Below are 18837 nucleotides of genomic sequence, written 5' to 3'. Positions count from 1 at the left end.
TGATGATATATGAGATTATTAGATGTAGACGGAGAATATGGCTGTATTGCAAGCTGGGTCACTCCCGAGATATCGGAAGGTGGTAGAAAGGTAGTGCTGCACAATGAATTTCTGGGTAAAGAGAGGGAACTGAATCAGTATGAGGCACGTCTCCTGTTTAGTATGACCGGAAACAATGATCCGATTGTGGACAGATGTTCTTCTGATATCTGCAACAGCTTGTGGAAAGAATCATATATCGAGAAAGAGGACATAAGAGAACACGAAATATTGGAGTTTGCCGCTACGATTCAGGAGAGCATAGATGAAGAAAAGGGTGTGACAGGTCACGTAAAGACAGAGGTGGACGAGACCGGAGAATATGTAACGGAGCTCGTATGTGAGGAGGCTCTTACAGAAGCAAAAAAGGTTTATAAAGAGCAGTGGAGAACATACAGCAAGTCGGCTCATCCGATGTTATGGACAGTCGTGTTATCCCTGTTGGGTGTAATATTATTTTCCTTTGGAGCAACCTTGTTGCCTCGGGCGTTGATTTCGGCTGCTGCAAATGACATGGAATGGGAACTTGGTGGATTTTTACTTATGATGTTAAGTACTGTGGTTGTATTCCTCTTAGAAGGGTTTCCGAGGGATTTGTGTCATGGTGCTGTCGGCAGGTTGTTCGGAGCCCGTGTCATTTATAAGGGATTTTTAAATGGTTCATTGCTGCATGGCGATTGGTATCTGATAGATGACTCTGTGGTTATCGGGAAATATTATGCAATCCGAAGGATGCACATCAGGCTTGCCGGCGCATATTGTGACTTCTTGATTGCTTCGATTTTGTCAGGAGTGTTGCTTCACACGGAAAATACAATTCTCTATTGGATTGTCAGCGGAATGTTGTTTGGCATTCTTATAAGGTGCGCGGTACATTTCTTTCCGTCATTTTTACATGAGGATTGTATCCAAGTGTTAGATGCAATGATGCATGCAAATCACATTTCCTATGGACTGAGTTATCTTGGCCGACTGTTTCGTGACAGTGATACAAGGCATGAACTTCTGGCTCAAAGGGGAATCCATGCAGTCGGCGCTTTGCTTGTGTGTGCATTGATAGTGTTTCTCCAGATTATAGGGCATATAGGATTTTGGAGCTTGATCATATTTTATGTCGGATTGATGGGGTGATGATTATGGCGTTTGATATAATTAAGTTATTAATATTGGGTGTAAACAGTGGGTATTTCCTTTATACGGGAGCTGCTCAACGGGATCTGATTGATGGCGGAATTGGAGTATTGCTGTTTTTTGTTATGATTGGAATGGTTGGCTTTACATCCGGGCATGAAAGCCTGTGGTCATTTTTGTTTGCTTTTATTGTGATAATTCCGTGTAATATCAAGGTTACAGAGTTGTTGCTGTTCGATATGATGTACAAAAGGTATCCGGATAGCTTTAACATGCTTTATGTAACGGATTATCCGTTTAAAACATTTTGTGTGGCATTTTCAAGATTGTCGGTATGGAACAAAGTCTTTACGGTAAATATGGGTGTATTTATTTGTGTTATTATACTTATGGCGGAGTTATATGCGACAGGCTTGATCGTTCGAACAATCTGGTCTGATCAAAAAAGAGACACTTTCCGCTTATTTGTACCGGCAGAGAAAGCTGAACAGGAAGATGACGTTACTATGCGGGTGACTTGGTCAAGAAAAAATATGTATTATTATGCTCCTGAATCAGAGACGGATGATGAAGAGGATGTTAATAAGAAAAAAGTAGAGGAATTCGATTGGAGGAGAGAATTTGCACTTGAGGGTGATAAACCGGTAGGAATAGTCCGTTATAAGAAACGTTCAAAGAATTCATCAATTACGAACCGGTGACATTTGAGTAGCTACTTGAGAATAATAATCGGTGGTATGAGCGTGGAGGCACTTGCGATGAGGGAGGTGACGCGAATTATGAGCAGCGTTGAATATTGGGATTTGTTTAATAGGAATCGAGTCTGGGTAAGAAATCACCACAAGCGTGGAAACAGGATTCCTGACGGATTGTATCATATCGTCGTTCACTCATGGGTCATGGATTACTATGGTAACTTCCTGATCTTGCAGAGGCAGAAAGGGCGGACGGATGTCACTGTACGAGGTCGAGACCGGTGCGGAATATTATAGATGAAGAATGAGATTATAAAGGAAAGCAATCTTTCGTGGATTGCTTCTTCTTATTTTTCAACATGATAAATTCATTATCGGAACATGACTGTGGCACAGAACTGTTAAATGTGATAAAATTTATTGCGAGATTTGAGAAAGAAAACATGCACATGGAACACCTGCGCTGTGTTGTGGAACGAATTACATATCAGAGTGACGCACATGTCGGCTCTGTGCTGTCGCTTGAAGGCACATGGAAAGTGGACAGCAAATACGGCAGACAGTTGCAGGTAGAGAAATGGGAGGAAACGCTGCCGGCAACGGTATATGGAATAGAGAAATACCTCGGCAGCGGATTGATTAAAGGTTTCGGTTCGAAGTTTGCGAAGCGAATTGTCCAGAAGTGAATAATCTGTGCCTCAATGAGTTTGATTTGAATTTAAATTGAAATATCTGGTAAGTATATATAAAAAAGATGTTGTTGGATAGTTGTTTATGTATTGAAGGAGTGAGTATGACAACCGAAAAATTAGAGGAAATGTTGCAGGCTGGAGAGGGCTTCACCGTTGAGTATAAAGAGTGCGTAAATGGATTGAATAACAGTGTTTTTGAAACGGTTTGTTCTTTTTCAAATCGCTATGGCGGACATATTATTTTAGGAGTTAAAGAGACAGAAGACCACAAGGGCAGGGTAATAGGTGTTAATCCAAAATGCATTGTGGATATGAAGAATAATTTTGTGAATGTGCTGAATAATCCACAGAAGATGAGTCCGTCATTGTATTTAAATCTTGAAGAATTTGATTATGGTGATAAGAAAATACTATGGGTGTATGTACCGGTCAGTTCACAGATTGAGTTGTGTGGTGGTAGGATTTACGATAGAAACAATGATGCAGATCAGGATATTACGACATCGTCTGATTTGGTGTCAAACATATCGAACCGGAAATCAAAAACATACACAGAACGCATCATCTTCCCATACTGTACAAAAGAACATTTGAAAATGGAGATGATACCGAGGGTAAAAACACTTGCTTTGAACAGGAACGAGAACCATCCGTGGAAAGATATGGATGATATGGAACTGATGAAAAGTGCAGGACTTTACGAGGAAGATATAATGACTGGGAAAAAGGGATTTAATCTTGCGGCAATTTTACTGTTTGGCAAGCCGGAGGTTATAAGGTCTTGTGTGCCGGGCTATAAGACGGATGCAATCTACCGCGCAGAAAATATGGACAGATATGATGACAGACTGATTGTTGAGGAGAATTTGATAGAAAGCTATGATCTATTGATGAACTTTATTGCCAAGCATACAAATGATAAGTTTTTCCTGATTGATAATGTTAGTGTAAGTGTTAGAAATGCGATTGCACGTGAAATTGTAAGCAATATTCTTGTACATCGTGAGTTTAGTACGGCATTTCCGGCGAAACTTGTGGTTGAACCGGACAAGATATATACAGAGAATTGGAACAGGGCGCAACGAGTAGGACGGATAGAACCTCAAAATTTCACACCGTATCCCAAAAATCCGGTGTTGGCAAATTTCTTTGTTAATATTGGCTATGCAGATTCATTAGGTTCAGGAGTTCGTAATTTGTATAAGTATACAAAAATATATTCGGGCGGTGAACCTGATTTTGAAGAGGGAGATGTGTTTAAACTGACAGTTCCACTTAAAGAACGCAATGAAAGTGAACGTGTTGATGATAATGGCACCAAAACTTGCACTAAAGTTGGCACCAATGGCACTAAAGTTGGCACCAATGGCACTAAAGTTGGCACCAAATCTGGCACCAATGACACCAAAACCGGAACGGATGTACACGAAGAGGATATTGAGGCAAAGATTGTTGAGTTGATTCGTGAAAATAAAAAAATAACGCAGAAAGAAATGCAGGAACAAACCGGAACTTCACTTAGATCAATTAAACGTTATATATCAAAATTGCAGAGTGATGGTGTTATAAAAAGAGTTGGCTCAAGTCGGAGCGGATATTGGGAAATAAACGAGTAATTGTCTATGAAAATTAAACATAGGAAGAATATATAATGAATGAAAGAGATGTAGAAATTAGTAAAAGAGAAGCTAAGAAGAAGGAACGTAGGTCGAGAAAGGACAAGCTTGCAATAGAGAAGAGAATACTTCGTCTGTCTTTTATGGGAAGTGTCTTCTTCATACTTGCGGAGGGCGTGATGGCATGGTATACCCATTCACATTCACTTTGGACGGACTGCCTGTTCGACTCCGCAGATCTGGTCATGATAGGACCATTTATGGTGCTTGTTCCGCTTCTGTATAAACCGGTGACAGAGAAACATCCATATGGTTATGCCCAGGTGGAATCACTTTTTCTCCTTGTGAAGTACAGTGTATTACTTGCACTCACATGTAATCTCATGGTTGAGAATATAAAGCTGTTGTTTCATGGGGGACATGAGGTAGATGCGGGGAGCATAGCGGTATTTGAATTTCTTGTATGTGTATGCTGTGCGGTTATGTATGCGATACTTGGCCATTACAGTAAGAAATATGAGTCTACAACTATCAAAGCGGAGCTGTATATGTGGAAACTTGACGTAATAAGCAGTATGGGAGTTGCTATAGCATTTGCGGTACAGACTGCTCTTTTGCATACAAGCCTTCGTTTTATGACCCCTTATATTGATCCGGCAGTAGCGGTGGTTATGGCACTTCTTCTCATAAAAGAGCCGGTGTGCGAGATATTCCAGAGTATCAAGAATCTTATTCTTTTTGCTCCGGAGGAAGAGACGCTTAATCAGATACGAGGCATAGTGGATCAGCATATGAAGGATTACCCATATGAGGTCACTTTTCTGGATGTCATCCAGACCGGGCGGAAGCTTTGGGTTGAGGTATATATAGGAAATCAGACGGATGTGATACATATAAGTATCATTCATAAGGTGAGAGACGAGATAAAACAGGAGCTTAGGGATAAGTATGATCAGGTGTATATAGAGGTCATACCAGATTGATGGTAAAGCTGTAATACAAAATATAAATGATCAAGGGGATGCAAGGATATGTTACATTATGAAGTTTTTGAAAGCTCATGTGATACCGATAGATATATAGTTCTGCTTCACGGATTTGGAGGGAACAACAGGGTATGGAAGAATCAGATTCCCTTGCTTCAGAAGAAGTTTAATGTTCTGGCGATAACTCTGCCAAGTCATGGAGACAGTGAACTGAAATTGTCCAAGATGGGAAGTACGCTGGATGTTGTCGTGGGTGAGATAACACAGGTGCTTGATGAGCGGGGGATACAGCGAGCTGTTTTTATGGGCGTATCACTTGGAACTATATTTATCAAATATATGGAGATGAGATGCGGAAGTTACATAGATAAAGCAATACTTGTGGGTGCGCTTGTCACGGTTGGAAAACCACTCAGGCGTGCTGTCAATGTCTTTGCTAAGATAGGTGACAAACTTCCATTTCCTGTTGTCTACAGAATAATGGCAAAGTTATTTATGCCATGGAAAGTCAGCAAGACAAGCAGGAAGGTGTTCTGCAAATGTGCCAAGGCATTAAACAGTCAGGAATTTAAGGCGTATATGAATATTTTTATTGAGCATTTTTCACTTTGTGACGAGTTCGTGAGCAGATTACACGAGGAGAATGTATATATTTCCGGGCGTGGTGATCTGTGTTTTATAAATGGAATCGTGGAGGAAGCTGATTTGACAGATGCGGAGCTGATAATAATAGAGCATTGTGGTCACGTGTGCAACATAGATCAGAGCAGACAATTCAATGATATTATTTCTGAATTGCTAGACATTGAATGAATTAAAAGTGGAATATGATACGACAAGGATATACTATCTTAAAATGCTGATAAATAAGGATAAGGAGACTGTGATATGGCAACGATGAACACGTATACAGGAAACAAAATAGATCCGATGAATATGGCAGTTGCTGACATATCAATACAGGATATAGCGCATGCGTTAAGCCTCACGTGCCGCGGTGGAGGGCATGTGTCCTATTTCTTTTCTGTGGCACAGCACTCCATCAACTGTATGAATGAGGCGAAGGCAAGGGGATGGTCAGAGCGGTTACAGCTTGCCTGTCTGTTGCACGATGCCAGCGAGGCGTATATATCAGACATAATCAGACCGGTAAAAGCGCATTTGTCCAATTATCTTGAGATAGAGAGTTCGATCATGAACGTTATACTTGAGCGATTTGGACTTGCTGATCTGAGCGAAGAAGAAAATGCTATGTGGAAACAGATAGATGATGAGATGATGAATTTCGAACTTAAGAATCTGATGAAAGGCGAGGAGTACAGGAATACGGACAACCTTAGTTCAGTCCCTGCTGAGGCCGAAAGACCATGGCGAGAAGTGGAAGATGAATTTGAGGCTGAATGTAAGAAACTTATAGAGAAAATGTCAGATCAGACCGGCAAGTAGTCGATAGTGAATAGTTATTTTTAATTACAAAAATGTATGATAATACCTCCCAGGCGGATGATGGAAATATAACAATCTGCCTGGGAGGTATTTGTTTTGACAATTATGATCAGATGTTGTCAAAGTATCCGACATAGTCGACCTTGTATGGTCCATCTGGGAAAAGGTATTCATATAGATCTATGAAATAGTCGTCGGTCATGCTGGCGATGAAGTCTACTACGATTTCGTTTGGATCCTGACTGAGATAATTGTTGATGAATTCTTTTTTACCAAAATAATTGCTATACCGGTTTGCATCTTTTATGTAGTTGACATGGTGTTTATACAGTATGGAATCAGTGTCTTTGCTCTTAGCCTGCCTCAGTAATTCTTCGTATATACAATAGAACATTGGCTTTATGTTGTCATTATACATTGTGTTGAGGCTGTCATTGTTATATATGTTCTGGTAATTCTCAGTCTTGGCTTTGGAGAAGGTCTCATATACATCCGGATCCATGCTTATATAAGGTTTTCCGTAGCTATTTTCTATGATATTGACAGTCATATTGTGAATTATCTGGGCGTTGGAGGATCCAAGGCTGCCTGCAGAGAAAGAATCATCATTTGGAATGAGACCGATCTTTATTGCATCCTGCCTGTCTTTTCCGAGGTAGGCTATGATATCGCTGATCCTCATGATACAGCCTTCAAGTGTACCTGGGATCTGTTTTTTATTTGCAGAAGGATCTGTGTAGCAGTCCTCCACCGACCTGTCAAATTCCCCCCATGGATCGTCAGTGTTAAATGTCTTAGGTGTATAGCATTGCTGTTCCATTTCACCGTTGTGACATATAACACCATCAAGCACCTGGAGGCTGATATTTCGGAATATAAGTTTGTCAAGGACTTTGGCGCTGTGGATGTTGTGGTTGAAGAGCCTTCCGGTATGCTCGTTGTAGATCTCATTCAGATAACGCTCTCCGGCATGACCAAATGGAGTATGTCCTATGTCATGTCCAAGGGAGATCGCCTCTATTAGATCAAGATTGAGTCCAAGAGTCATTCCGATAGTCCTTGCAATTCTGGATACAAGCTGGACGTGGAGTGCACGTCTTGATATGTCATCGTTCTTGTAGCATGAGATAACTTGTGTCTTATCAGAATAGCGATTGTAATAGTTGTTGTGAAGTATCTTTTCCACATCCATGACAAATGCAGGTCTCCACAGATGTGGGGCATCATGGTCTGGTTGACGCCTTATAATGTCAGAGTCATTGCATGCATATGGGTTTATCTTGCCGTGTTCACGGTCGCCTAAGATCTGTTCATAAACTTCTTTTGATAAAGAATGGTATTTTGAATCTTTATTTACACTCATTAAAAATCTCCTGTTCAGTAAAATGTGATAGTCAACATATGCAGCCTGCTTAGACCATATATATCAGAATGCATATGAATTATTATAAATATTCTTGAGATCATAAGTCAAATGTGCTGAAAGTTATTTATTACTAAATCGGTATATTTGAGGACCATATGACAGTGATTATAAATTATATTCTATCATAAACTTTAAAAATACTATATTTTGTGAGACTATTAAACCTTGGGGAAACAATTCATTATGTGCCTGGGAAGCTTCGGGCATGTCGTTTTCTTGCCCGTTTTTGTGCATGGGGTAAAATCGGTTATCTTATGTTCTACATTTTATTTGTCTATGGGGTAGAAATTCACCTTATGTTCCAGCTTAAGTTTTGTGCAGGGGTAACAAATTTTTTATCCCTGAAAATGCCCACAAATGGCTGAAAATCAGCGTTTGACTGAAAATGCAGAAGTTGCTTGAAATGCGTTGAAAACGGCAGAAACACTAGCTATAATGCGTTGCAAGCAGATCTGTTAAATGTCAAAAATTTGGAGGTCGATTGTGAAGAAATATATAGATATCCAGGTGGTAAGGGAAAGAGAAACAATGCTCGATGACATCACACTCCCGGTAAACACAGGGGCATTTCAGGTTGGAGATATCATCAGTATCACGGAAAAAGTGGATGGGGCCAATGCAAGTATACGGTATGACGAAAAAGAGGATGTCCTCAGAGCGTTCAGCCGTAATAATGAGCTGAGTAAGGACCAGAACTTAAGAGGATTCTGGGAATATGTTCAGAAAATGGACAAGGAACCATTTGCAAGGTATCCACATTACATATTTTTCGGAGAGTGGCTTGTGAAACATACGGTGATATATGAAAAAGATAACTATGACAAATTTTATCTGTTCAGCATATTCGATGGAGATGCTGATCAGTGGCTGTCTCAGGACTCTGTGAAATCTATTGCAGATGAATGTGGCATTCCATATGTACATGAACTCTATTATGGGAAATTTATAAGCTGGGAACACTGTAAACAGTTTGCAAATGATCCCGCCTATGGAAAAAAGCAGGAGGGAATTGTCATAAAGGATCAGACAGCTCTTTTGGAGGGACGTGAGCCACATGTTTTGAAGTATGTAAATCCAGAATTTTATGAGATAAAGGTGGATAACCGCAGGCAGAATAAGAGGAAAAGGGATGATTCACAGAAAAAAGCAGACATGGATGAGGCAGAAAGATATGTCCGAATGATCGTCACCGAGGCCAGGGTGCGGAAAATAGTAAATAAGCTTGTGGATGAAGGAATAATGCTCGAAAAAATCGAGAGGAAGGATTTACAGATTATTTATAAGAATCTTCCAAAGAGAATTTATGAAGACTGCCTGAAAGAAGAACCCGAAATCATTCAGAAGGCGGGAAACTATGCCGGAAAGATGTGTATGAAGGTTGGGATAGAGATATTCAGAAAAGAATGGAAAATTTGATACACGGCTATAAGCGTAAAGAGGAACAGTTAGATTTTTAAACTACGGGTTTATAGCCAATCAGCCGGATGTGATATAAACTAGGGCATATCAATAAATGAATATGCGGAAGATTTGAAAGATATGAACGACTTGAAATATATGAAAGATTTGGAAGAAAGGAAGTGGCAGTGTGGCAAGACTTCGAGATGATATAGGTACCAGAATGAAGAATTTTTATGAGCAGATACCGAAGACAAAGCTTATGAGACGTTGTCCGGTTGCGATACGAATAGACGGCAAGGCATTTCATACATATACAAGGAATTTTAAGAGACCGTTTGATTCTGTTTTTATGAGAGCTATGCAGGCAGGCGGTTAAAGAAGAGGGTACGGAGGATCCCAAATATATCAAAGTCCTTGATAAGGCCTGTGAGACTGGGGCGATGTTTGATTCAAGATGCTTCAATATACCGAAGGAAGAGGTGACGAATCTCATATATTGGAGGCAGCTCGACGCATCCCGCAATTCGATACAGATGGTTGGGCATGCCAATTTCTCACAGAAGCAGATGCATGGCAAGTCCACCGGTGATATACAGGATATGCTGATGCTTGAGAAGAATATAAACTGGAATGACTTCCCGGTGACATGCAAGAGGGGAAGCTGCTGCATCAGGGGACAGGCAGATGAAGTCCCGTCATGTACAGGAGACAGTAGCAACGAAAATTTCAGAGGATGGATGATAGACAATGATATACCGATATTCAAGGGCGAGGAAAGAGAGTATGTTGACCATCTTATATATATTGGAGAGCAGTAAAAACAGAGAGTATTGGAATAGCAGGTTAAAAAACTAACAGGATAATAGAGTAATGTAATAGCATAATATCAAAGGGGTGTAAAAAATATGGATCGCAGAGAGATGAACAGAAGTATATTTCAGGATACAGAGCGCATGTGCAAGACGGATGCTGAGCTTTCAGCTGTCACAAAGATATCGGTGGCAAATCAGCGCTTTATAGCAGAGGCGGAGGTTATACCAACGCCTGAACTGAATATTTACAAAAAGGCAAATGTGGTTGTCTCAAAGAAGAGAAGCTATGAGGCGGCAAAGGCCTATAAAGGGAATCATGTAGCAGTGCATAACTTTGCATCAGCGACAAATCCAGGCGGCGGAGTTGTAAATGGTGCGGGGGCGCAGGAGGAATGTCTCTGCAGATGTTCCAATCTGTATTTCTGTCTGAACACCCCTGATATGTGGGGAATGTTCTACACACCGCACAGAGCGGCGCATGATCCAATACATAACGATGACATCATATACACTCCAGATATCGTTGTGTTCAAGACTGATACAGATCGTCCGGAACTAATGGAGCGTGATGACTGGTATATAGTTGATGTGATCACATGTGCGGCGCCAAATCTCAGGGAAAACCCCAGCAATAGATATAATTCCGGAGATGGAACGAGAGCGGTGACACCCAGCAATAGAGAACTTCAGGTCATCCATGAGAAAAGACTCAGAAGAATACTTGACAGCGCGGTTATAAATCATGCAGACACAGTAATACTCGGGGCGTTTGGTTGCGGAGCATTCTGTAACGAACCGCAGGTCGTGGCAACTGCTGCGGCAAATGTGGTGAGGGATTATATGTACGCATTTAAGAATATCGAGTTTGCTGTATACTGCAGACCAAGCGACGATTCCAATTACAGAGTGTTTAATAGCGTATTAAGTTCATTGTAAAAAACAAACTGGTACGAGAGAAGACTTGAGTATGCAAAGGCGAACATAAGTCTGCCGGATGAGCCGGATTACAAGGCAATTAAATAAAGGAGTGATTTTGAAATGATTTATATTACAGGCGACTGTCACGGGAGGTTTGGGAGATTTATGTCAGGAGGATTTTCCTGCTGCCCGGATCTAACTGAAAATGATACAGTGATCGTATGCGGGGATCTTGGTTTGCTCTGGGCAAAAGGAGAGTCCTTTGAACAGGACTGTGAATTCTTCGCAAAGCAGTCATTTACACTTCTATGGGTTCAGGGAAATCATGAGAATTACAATATGATAGATGAATACCCGGTGGAGAAGTGGCATGGTGGCAAAGTGCGGCATATAGTCCGTGATAAGGTGATACTTCTTGAGCGCGGACAGGTATTCGATATAGAGGGAAAAAGATATTTTACGTTCGGAGGAGCACAGAGCCACGATATAAGCGGTGGCGTGCTTGATAAGGATGATCCTTTGTTCGAGCATAAATATAATTTGGCAATGGGGAGTGGCAGACCGTTCAGAATATTGAACACATCATGGTGGAAACAGGAGCTTCCGACAGATACAGAGATAGAGGAAGCAAGGGTAAATCTTGAGAGCTGTGATTACAAGGTCGACTATGTCATAACCCATTGCGCATCAAACACTATACAGCTGAAGCTTGAAGATATAAAGAGGATGCATGGACGCCTGCATGAATTGTACGCTCAGAATATACTGACGGATTTCTTTGAGGAACTTGAAGGAAAACTTGAATATTCCATGTGGTACTTCGGACATTATCACGAGGATATGTACGTGGATACGAAGCACAGACTTATATATTATGATATGGTGCCTGTGGTATGGAATTAGTTCGTTAGAGATAGCAAATATCGTGATGAACAGATCATATTTGAAGAGCCAGATGTTAAAAATCACCTGAAATAAAAGGGGATAACATATAAATGTAATTATTAAAATAAGGAGGATACGAATATTATGGAGAAAATGATAGTGACAAGAGCTCTGGATGAGAGAGACCTTCTGATAAAGAAGATCAATGATGCCATAGACAGAGCCAGTTTTGTGACAGTGAAAAAGACATCAGATGATATCGTTATCGGTGGTAAGAAGAGCGTGCAGGAGTTTGATGACGAGGCGAGGGCGGATCTTCAGAGTATAAGGGATCTCATAAGCAGATACAACAGGCTTGATGCAGCGATCCTGCTTGCAAATGCCACTACGGATATAGAGGTGGCAGGGGTGACCATGACGAGGGCAGCGGCAATCAATCTCAGAAAGACTTTACTTGGAAGAAGTTTCTCAAATACTAACTTTGATGACGCTCTTATCAGAAAGATAAATAACGATTTCACCAAGGCCAAGATGGCTATCAATAAGTCACAGGAGAATGCCGACAGACAGAAGGAGGCCATGAGTACAGCGCTTGCTTCAAGTGATAAGAAGGTTCTCAGTGACGACAGTCTGAAAAGCATATCTGCCTACTGCGATAATCTTGTATACAGCATGGTGGATCCAATTGACGCTGAAAAGGTTGTTGGAGACTTACAGGGCAGACAGGATGAGCTTAAAGCTAATCTTGAGAGCGCTATAAGAATATCGAACGCGACTACATATGTAGAGTTCTGATATTTCAGAACGGACAGGCAAATTCTTCATAAGTATTGCTTACAGTACGAATAGCTTCTATTCAGTCCGCAGCACACGGCGATAAGTGTGTACTTAAGCGTTTATACCCAAGTGGTTTAAGGGAATGGCTAAACAGTCATAGGGCAAAAAATATTTGCCGCGAGGGTTCGACTCCCTCTAATCGCGCCAAAATTATCTTGTTGGTCAAATGGTAAGACAATGCTCTGCAACAGCATGAATACAGGTTCGATCCCTGTACAAGAACCCAAATGGTATTCTTCTTTAAGGAAGGCGGGCTTGAACTGTTAATAGTCACCGGTTAATAGATAATGGGTATTGGTTAACTTATAAGAGTGTTGAATAGATATCAGATATATAATAATTGTTCTTTAGGCATCAGAATGTGATGCTGAAATCCATGAGAATGGTTAATGGAGGTGCTGACTGATCAGCCCGAAGCTGCCCACATGGCTGTACTGTAAGCAATATTTATAATTTTGCCTGTGTTTTCAAAAGCGTTATACAAATTTTAGAAATAATTAATTGAATAAATCCTCCTTGTGATATAAGGTTAGAATAATATATATGATAATGGCGTTTCTGTATTGTGTCAGACATATATATCCTAAAAAATATCACAAGGAGGATTTTTATATGAAAGAAGTAAAACAGCCAAAGAAGCCGCTGATATTTTATTATCTGATAGTGCTTATCATAATAATGGTTCTCAATTTCATATTTGTCCCATGGTTTGCTGAGAGAAGTATAGAGGAGGTGGACTATGGTACGTTCATATCCATGACAGATGACAAGAAGATCGATGAGGTAGACATTGAGGCACAGTCAAATGTCATCTATTTTACAGGCAAAGATGACAAGAAGGTGTATAAGACTGCTATGGTGAGTGATGAGAACTTAACCGAGCGACTTTACAAGTCGGGAGCCAAGTTCTCAGGTCAGGAGATCAAGCAGACATCACCGATACTCAGTTTTATACTCAGTTGGATCGTGCCTATACTTATATTCACATTACTTGGAAGAATGCTTGCCAATCAGATGATGAAGCACGCCGGAGGCGGCAAGAATTCCATGATGTTTGGAATGGGCAAGAGTAATGCGAAGATATATGTTAATTCCACAGAGGGAATAAAGTTTACAGATGTCGCCGGAGAGGATGAGGCGAAGGAGAATTTGACTGAGATAGTTGAGTATCTTCACAATCCTGGAAAGTACAAGGAGATCGGCGCTTCCATGCCAAAGGGTATTCTTCTTGTGGGTCCTCCGGGGACAGGTAAGACCATGCTTGCCAAGGCTGTAGCCGGAGAGGCGAATGTACCTTTCTTCTCAATGTCCGGTTCAGAGTTCGTTGAGATGTTCGTAGGTATGGGTGCTTCAAAGGTAAGGGATTTGTTCCAGCAGGCAAAGGAAAAGGCTCCATGTATAGTGTTCATCGATGAGATAGATGCCATAGGTAAGAGGAGAGACGGGCAGATAGGCGGCAATGATGAGCGTGAGCAGACACTTAACCAGCTCCTCACCGAGATGGATGGATTCGAAGGCAACAATGGTGTCATCATTCTTGCAGCAACCAACAGACCGGATTCGCTTGATCCTGCACTGCTCAGACCGGGAAGATTTGACAGACGAGTACCTGTAGAACTTCCTGATCTCAAGGGACGTGAGGATATACTCAAGGTTCACGCCAAGAAGGTCAAGATAGGAGACAATGTAGACTTCAATAAGATAGCCAGAATGGCATCAGGTGCATCAGGTGCCGAGCTCGCAAATATTGTAAATGAGGCGGCGCTCAGGGCTGTCAGAGCCGGCAGAGGCTTCGTGACACAGGCCGATATGGAAGAGAGCATAGAGGTCGTAATTGCAGGTTACCAGAGAAAGAATGCGATACTTACAGACAAGGAGAAGCTTGTCGTGTCATACCATGAGATCGGACATGCGCTTGTAGCTGCCAAGCAGACTGATTCAGCGCCTGTCCAGAAGATAACCATAGTTCCGAGAACATCAGGAGCTCTTGGTTACACCATGCAGGTGGATGAGGGTAATCACTATCTTATGACCAAGGAAGAGATTGAGAATAAGATAGCGACACTCACAGGCGGAAGAGCTGCAGAGGAGATAGTATTTGGATCTATTACAACGGGAGCCTCCAACGATATAGAACAGGCAACAAAGCTTGCAAGAGCTATGATAACCAAATACGGAATGAGCAAAGAGTTTGATATGGTAGCTATGGAGGTAGAGACTAACAAATACCTTGGCGGTGATTCATCACTTTCGTGCTCAGCAGAGACGCAGACACTCATAGACAAGAAGGTCGTGGAGCTTATAAGAAAGCAGCATGAGAAGGCGGCAACCATTATCCTCGAGAACAGAGCGAAGCTTGATGAGCTTTCCAATTATCTGTATCAGAAGGAGACGATCACAGGTGAGGAGTTTATGAAGATATTGAATTCATGATTCTCTTAGATATAATTTCAGTTACCGGGTGCTGGCATTTTACAATTCCGCACCCGGCAACCATAAGATAGACTTGTACTGGATTCAGAATAGTAGTATTACGTCAATTCCTCGTGGTCAAGCTCCAACAGCTTGAAATGATTCTTTTTGAACTCTATAAGTCCTTCACTCTGCATGTTGGACAGCTCCTTTGACAGTGCAGTTCTGTCGACATTCAGGTAGTCGGCAAACTGTTCCCTGTTAAATGGGATATCGAACTCAGTTGTTCCAAGAGAGCTGGCAAGTCCTGAGAGATAATAGCTGACACGCTCACGTATCTTCTTTGGCTTTATATAGAAGATGTGAAGTGAGAGTGTGAGACTCCTTCTTGATGACAGCAGGAGAAGGTTCTTGAGCATTTGCAGATGCCACGGATAACTGTTGTATTTGCCGGACATGATATCCTGTGCGTTGAGCAGGAATACTATGGTAGGCTCTGTTGCTCTTGCGTCGATCATGAGTTTGTGTCCAGACAGGGCGTATGTTTCACCGAACACCTTTCCCGGAAGAGCGGAACTCAGGATACTTTTGGATCCCCAGTAATCTACATTCTCAACTATTACCCGGCCTTTGATGACTATTCCAAGCTCCTCGGTTATTTCGCCAGCTTTGAATATCGTGGAGTTGTATCTGTAATAGTGTTCGCGCAGGATCCTGAGATCCATCATGGTTTTGATATCGGCTTCCGAGATTCCTTTAAATGCCATCATGTTGAGTACTTCAGACAATTGATATTGAGGAATTTTAAGTTTCATACATAACCTCCATCTTATTATTTATTTCTATGCAGAGCAGCAGTCTGCAGCGTAGTATATTATAGTGACAAGGTGTCATGATGCAGGGGTGCGATCAGGCTTTCGGCTATAGGATGTATATTTTTTCAAAACACAGTATATTGTATATGTGTAATAAATTATCCCGTGTCCATACACAATATATATTATTCATATATTTTCTCAAATTTTTTCAAAAAAAGTTGTTTAAATCTTTATTACGTGGTTATAACAACCGAATTTATGAGTAAAGTATAATATACTTACAAATGAAAAGCAAGGAATGTGATAAGCATTATTGAATTATAGAAGATTATTCTGTATAATAAGTAAATAGTGTGTCACATTTTCACATATTAAAACACTGAAAGGAGAAATTTTATCATGTTACAGAACCAGGAATGGGAATCATTCACAGGTAGACTCTGGAAGGAAGAGTGTAATGTAAGAGACTTCATCCAGAACAACTACACACAGTACGATGGAGACGAGAGTTTCCTTGCAGGCCCAACAGATGCTACTAACAAGCTTTGGGATAAGCTTCAGGCACTTCAGAAGGCTGAGAGAGATAACGGTGGAGTTTTAAAGGAGGATGCTGATGTTGTATCAAGCATCACATCTTATGGCCCAGGCTACATTGATCCAGAGACAAAGGATCTTGAGCAGGTTGTAGGTCTTCAGACAGATGAGCCACTTAAGAGAGCATTTATGCCTTATGGTGGTATCAAGATGGCTGAGGAGGCTCTTCAGATGTATGGATATACTCCAAACGAGAACTTCCACAAGATCTTCACTGAGTATCACAAGACACACAACCAGGCAGTATTTGATGCTTACACACCAGAGATGATGGCAGCTCGTCATACACATATCGTAACAGGACTTCCTGACACATATGGTCGTGGACGTATCGTAGGTGACTACAGAAGAGTTGCTCTTTACGGTATTGATCAGCTTATCGCTTGGAAGGAAGAGGATAAGGCTAACTGTGGCGATGGCAACATGTTTGATGATGTCATCCGTCAGAGAGAAGAGCTTGCAGAGCAGATCAAGCGTCTCAAAGAGATGAAGGTTATGGCTCAGTCATACGGATATGACATTTCAAAGCCAGCTTCAAACGCTAAAGAGGCTGTTCAGTGGTTATACTTCGGATACCTTGCAGCTATCAAGACTCAGAACGGTGCAGCTATGTCAGTTGGACGTGTATCTACATTCCTTGATATCTATATTGAGAGAGATATTAAGGCTGGTAAGCTTACAGAGGCTGAGGCTCAGGAGCTTATCGATCATTTCACAATGAAGCTTCGTATGGTTAAGTTCGCAAGAATTAAGTCATACAACGAGCTGTTCTCAGGAGATCCTGTATGGGCTACTCTTGAGGTTGGTGGTATCGGTGTTGACGGACGTTCAATGGTTACAAAGAACGATTACAGATTCCTTCATACACTTGAGAACATGGGACCAGCTCCAGAGCCAAACCTTACAGTTCTTTACTCATCAGCTCTTCAGGATACATTCAAGAAGTATGCTGCTAAGATCTCTGTAAGAACAAGCTCAATCCAGTATGAGAACGATGATGTAATGAAGCCAATCTGGGGCGATGATTACTCAATCTGCTGCTGTGTATCAGCTACACAGACTGGTAAGGAGATGCAGTTCTTCGGAGCTCGTGCAAACCTTGCTAAGTGTCTTCTTTACGCTATCAATGGTGGTAAGGATGAGAAGTTCCTTGACAAGAAGACTGGTAAGCCAATGCAGGTAGGTCCAGAGTACTCACCTATCACATCAGAGTACCTTGACTATGATGAAGTACTTGCTAAGTACAAGAAGATGCTTGACTGGTTAGCAGGACTTTATGTAAATATTCTTAACCTCATCCAGTACATGCATGACAAGTACTACTATGAGTCAGCTGAGATGGCACTTATCGATACAGATGTACGTCGTACATTTGCAACAGGTATCGCTGGATTCTCACACGTAATCGACTCACTGTCAGCAATCAAGTACGCTAAGGTTAAGGTTATCCGTAACGCAGAGACAGGACTTGCTGAGGATTTCGAGATCGAAGGCGAGTTCCCTAAGTATGGTAACGATGACGACAGAGCTGATAACATCGGTGTATGGCTTCTTCATGAGTTCCTTACAGACATCAAGAAGAGACACACATATCGTAATTCAGAGCCTACAACATCTATCCTTACAATCACATCTAACGTAGTTTATGGTAAGTACACAGGTAACCTTCCAGATGGAAGACGTGCTTGGACACCATTTGCACCAGGTGCTAACCCAAGCTACGGCGCTGAGACATCAGGACTTCTTGCATCACTTAACTCTGTTGCAAAGATTCCTTATGAGTGGTCACTGGATGGTATCTCAAATACACAGACAATGAACCCATCAGCACTTGGACATGATGAGGAAGAGAGAGCTACAAAGCTTGTAAGCGCAATGGATGGATACTTCGATCAGGGCGCTCATCATCTGAACGTAAACGTATTTGGTAAGGATAAGCTCCTTGATGCTATGGAGAATCCAGATAAGCCAGAGTACGCTAACTTCACAATCCGTGTATCAGGATATGCTGTTAAGTTCATATCACTTACACGTGAGCAGCAGCTCGATGTTATCAACAGAACATTCCATGACTCACTTTAATTCTTAGCTGACGCTGGATTTTCAGTGAAGTTATAGATGCTTTGTCA

The 18837-nt window shown here is 41.4% G+C and carries 17 protein-coding genes, 1 tRNA gene and 1 pseudogene; 17 read left to right on the top strand and 2 right to left on the bottom strand.

Going from position 1 to position 18837, the window contains the following annotated elements:
* The first annotated feature begins 9 nt into the window (after positions 1-9).
* The 7 genes from DWW70_RS02510 (at position 10) to DWW70_RS02475 (ending at position 6605) form a co-directional block, all read left to right on the top strand.
* Positions 10-1170, top strand: a complete 1161-nt coding sequence (locus DWW70_RS02510) for a hypothetical protein (protein WP_015535057.1) — start codon at positions 10-12, stop codon at positions 1168-1170.
* A gap of 5 nt (positions 1171-1175) precedes the next feature.
* The gene (locus DWW70_RS02505; RefSeq protein ID WP_242857260.1) at positions 1176-1871 is read left to right on the top strand and encodes a hypothetical protein; all 696 of its coding nucleotides are present in this window, start codon (positions 1176-1178) and stop codon (positions 1869-1871) included.
* Between the two features lie 401 nt (positions 1872-2272).
* Positions 2273-2551, top strand: coding sequence for a YrrC family ATP-dependent DNA helicase (locus tag DWW70_RS02495; protein ID WP_243440908.1), 279 nt, complete (start codon positions 2273-2275; stop codon positions 2549-2551).
* Between the two features lie 107 nt (positions 2552-2658).
* On the top strand, positions 2659-4173 hold the full coding sequence (locus tag DWW70_RS02490) for an RNA-binding domain-containing protein (RefSeq protein WP_015535054.1): 1515 nt from the start codon (positions 2659-2661) through the stop codon (positions 4171-4173).
* Positions 4174-4208: 35 nt separating this feature from the next.
* Positions 4209-5156, top strand: coding sequence for a cation diffusion facilitator family transporter (locus DWW70_RS02485; RefSeq protein WP_015535053.1), 948 nt, complete (start codon positions 4209-4211; stop codon positions 5154-5156).
* A gap of 48 nt (positions 5157-5204) precedes the next feature.
* Positions 5205-5972, top strand: a complete 768-nt coding sequence (locus DWW70_RS02480; protein WP_118649192.1) for an alpha/beta fold hydrolase — start codon at positions 5205-5207, stop codon at positions 5970-5972.
* Between the two features lie 75 nt (positions 5973-6047).
* Positions 6048-6605 carry an HD domain-containing protein gene (locus DWW70_RS02475; RefSeq protein WP_117874162.1) on the top strand — a complete coding sequence of 186 codons (558 nt, stop codon included), beginning with the start codon at positions 6048-6050 and terminating at the stop codon, positions 6603-6605.
* A gap of 109 nt (positions 6606-6714) precedes the next feature.
* On the opposite strand, the gene DWW70_RS02470 is transcribed toward DWW70_RS02475, so the two are convergent.
* Positions 6715-7968, bottom strand: coding sequence for a deoxyguanosinetriphosphate triphosphohydrolase family protein (locus DWW70_RS02470; RefSeq protein ID WP_055272807.1), 1254 nt, complete (start codon positions 7966-7968; stop codon positions 6715-6717).
* A gap of 546 nt (positions 7969-8514) precedes the next feature.
* Between DWW70_RS02470 and DWW70_RS02465 the strand changes: the two genes are divergently transcribed.
* The 9 genes and pseudogenes from DWW70_RS02465 to ftsH all read left to right on the top strand — a co-directional run bounded on the left by DWW70_RS02465 (position 8515) and on the right by ftsH (position 15317).
* The gene (locus DWW70_RS02465; protein WP_243002883.1) at positions 8515-9447 is read left to right on the top strand and encodes an RNA ligase family protein; all 933 of its coding nucleotides are present in this window, start codon (positions 8515-8517) and stop codon (positions 9445-9447) included.
* Between the two features lie 172 nt (positions 9448-9619).
* A complete protein-coding gene (locus DWW70_RS15115) occupies positions 9620-9808 on the top strand; it encodes a tRNA(His) guanylyltransferase Thg1 family protein (RefSeq protein ID WP_055272812.1) in 189 nt (62 codons plus the stop codon).
* 64 nt (positions 9809-9872) lie between these two features.
* Positions 9873-10250: a hypothetical protein gene (locus DWW70_RS15110; protein ID WP_243002884.1), complete on the top strand. Its 378-nt coding sequence runs from the start codon at positions 9873-9875 to the stop codon at positions 10248-10250.
* Positions 10251-10337: 87 nt separating this feature from the next.
* A complete protein-coding gene (locus DWW70_RS02455) occupies positions 10338-11180 on the top strand; it encodes a TIGR02452 family protein (protein ID WP_055272816.1) in 843 nt (280 codons plus the stop codon).
* A 102-nt stretch (positions 11181-11282) separates the two neighbouring features.
* Positions 11283-12065, top strand: coding sequence for a metallophosphoesterase (locus tag DWW70_RS02450; protein ID WP_022216336.1), 783 nt, complete (start codon positions 11283-11285; stop codon positions 12063-12065).
* Positions 12066-12191: 126 nt separating this feature from the next.
* On the top strand, positions 12192-12842 hold the full coding sequence (locus DWW70_RS02445; RefSeq protein WP_004854102.1) for a hypothetical protein: 651 nt from the start codon (positions 12192-12194) through the stop codon (positions 12840-12842).
* Positions 12843-12939: 97 nt separating this feature from the next.
* Positions 12940-13031 (top strand): annotated as a pseudogene (locus DWW70_RS02440).
* A 5-nt stretch (positions 13032-13036) separates the two neighbouring features.
* Positions 13037-13110, top strand: a tRNA-Cys gene (locus tag DWW70_RS02435).
* Between the two features lie 386 nt (positions 13111-13496).
* A complete protein-coding gene (gene ftsH / locus DWW70_RS02430; protein ID WP_117874165.1) occupies positions 13497-15317 on the top strand; it encodes an ATP-dependent zinc metalloprotease FtsH in 1821 nt (606 codons plus the stop codon).
* Between the two features lie 98 nt (positions 15318-15415).
* On the opposite strand, the gene DWW70_RS02425 is transcribed toward ftsH, so the two are convergent.
* Positions 15416-16111, bottom strand: coding sequence for a Crp/Fnr family transcriptional regulator (locus DWW70_RS02425; RefSeq protein WP_004854105.1), 696 nt, complete (start codon positions 16109-16111; stop codon positions 15416-15418).
* Between the two features lie 402 nt (positions 16112-16513).
* Here DWW70_RS02425 and pflB point away from each other — a divergent pair, with 402 nt between their 5' ends.
* A complete protein-coding gene (gene pflB, locus DWW70_RS02420; RefSeq protein WP_118649191.1) occupies positions 16514-18790 on the top strand; it encodes a formate C-acetyltransferase in 2277 nt (758 codons plus the stop codon).
* Positions 18791-18837 lie beyond the last annotated feature (47 nt).

The organism is Coprococcus sp. AF16-5 (assembly GCF_003479365.1).
In the GTDB taxonomy this organism is placed as follows: Bacteria; Bacillota; Clostridia; order Lachnospirales; family Lachnospiraceae; genus Coprococcus; species Coprococcus aceti.
Note: the sequence above shows the minus strand (reverse complement) of the source record. Positions and strands in the feature narration are given on the sequence as shown.

What these genes read in the sequence shown, in the direction of transcription:
- ftsH (WP_117874165.1), top strand. Translation starts at nt 13,497, where the DNA reads ATGAAAGAAGTAAAACAGCCAAAGAAGCCGCTGATATTTTATTATCTG.
- DWW70_RS02505 (WP_242857260.1), top strand. Translation starts at nt 1,176, where the DNA reads ATGGCGTTTGATATAATTAAGTTATTAATATTGGGTGTAAACAGTGGG.
- DWW70_RS02485 (WP_015535053.1), top strand. Translation starts at nt 4,209, where the DNA reads ATGAATGAAAGAGATGTAGAAATTAGTAAAAGAGAAGCTAAGAAGAAG.
- DWW70_RS02510 (WP_015535057.1), top strand. Translation starts at nt 10, where the DNA reads ATGAGATTATTAGATGTAGACGGAGAATATGGCTGTATTGCAAGCTGG.
- DWW70_RS02455 (WP_055272816.1), top strand. Translation starts at nt 10,338, where the DNA reads ATGGATCGCAGAGAGATGAACAGAAGTATATTTCAGGATACAGAGCGC.
- pflB (WP_118649191.1), top strand. Translation starts at nt 16,514, where the DNA reads ATGTTACAGAACCAGGAATGGGAATCATTCACAGGTAGACTCTGGAAG.
- DWW70_RS02450 (WP_022216336.1), top strand. Translation starts at nt 11,283, where the DNA reads ATGATTTATATTACAGGCGACTGTCACGGGAGGTTTGGGAGATTTATG.
- DWW70_RS02425 (WP_004854105.1), bottom strand. Translation starts at nt 16,111, where the DNA reads ATGAAACTTAAAATTCCTCAATATCAATTGTCTGAAGTACTCAACATG.
- DWW70_RS02445 (WP_004854102.1), top strand. Translation starts at nt 12,192, where the DNA reads ATGGAGAAAATGATAGTGACAAGAGCTCTGGATGAGAGAGACCTTCTG.
- DWW70_RS02490 (WP_015535054.1), top strand. Translation starts at nt 2,659, where the DNA reads ATGACAACCGAAAAATTAGAGGAAATGTTGCAGGCTGGAGAGGGCTTC.
- DWW70_RS02470 (WP_055272807.1), bottom strand. Translation starts at nt 7,968, where the DNA reads ATGAGTGTAAATAAAGATTCAAAATACCATTCTTTATCAAAAGAAGTT.
- DWW70_RS15110 (WP_243002884.1), top strand. Translation starts at nt 9,873, where the DNA reads ATGTTTGATTCAAGATGCTTCAATATACCGAAGGAAGAGGTGACGAAT.
- DWW70_RS02475 (WP_117874162.1), top strand. Translation starts at nt 6,048, where the DNA reads ATGGCAACGATGAACACGTATACAGGAAACAAAATAGATCCGATGAAT.
- DWW70_RS02480 (WP_118649192.1), top strand. Translation starts at nt 5,205, where the DNA reads ATGTTACATTATGAAGTTTTTGAAAGCTCATGTGATACCGATAGATAT.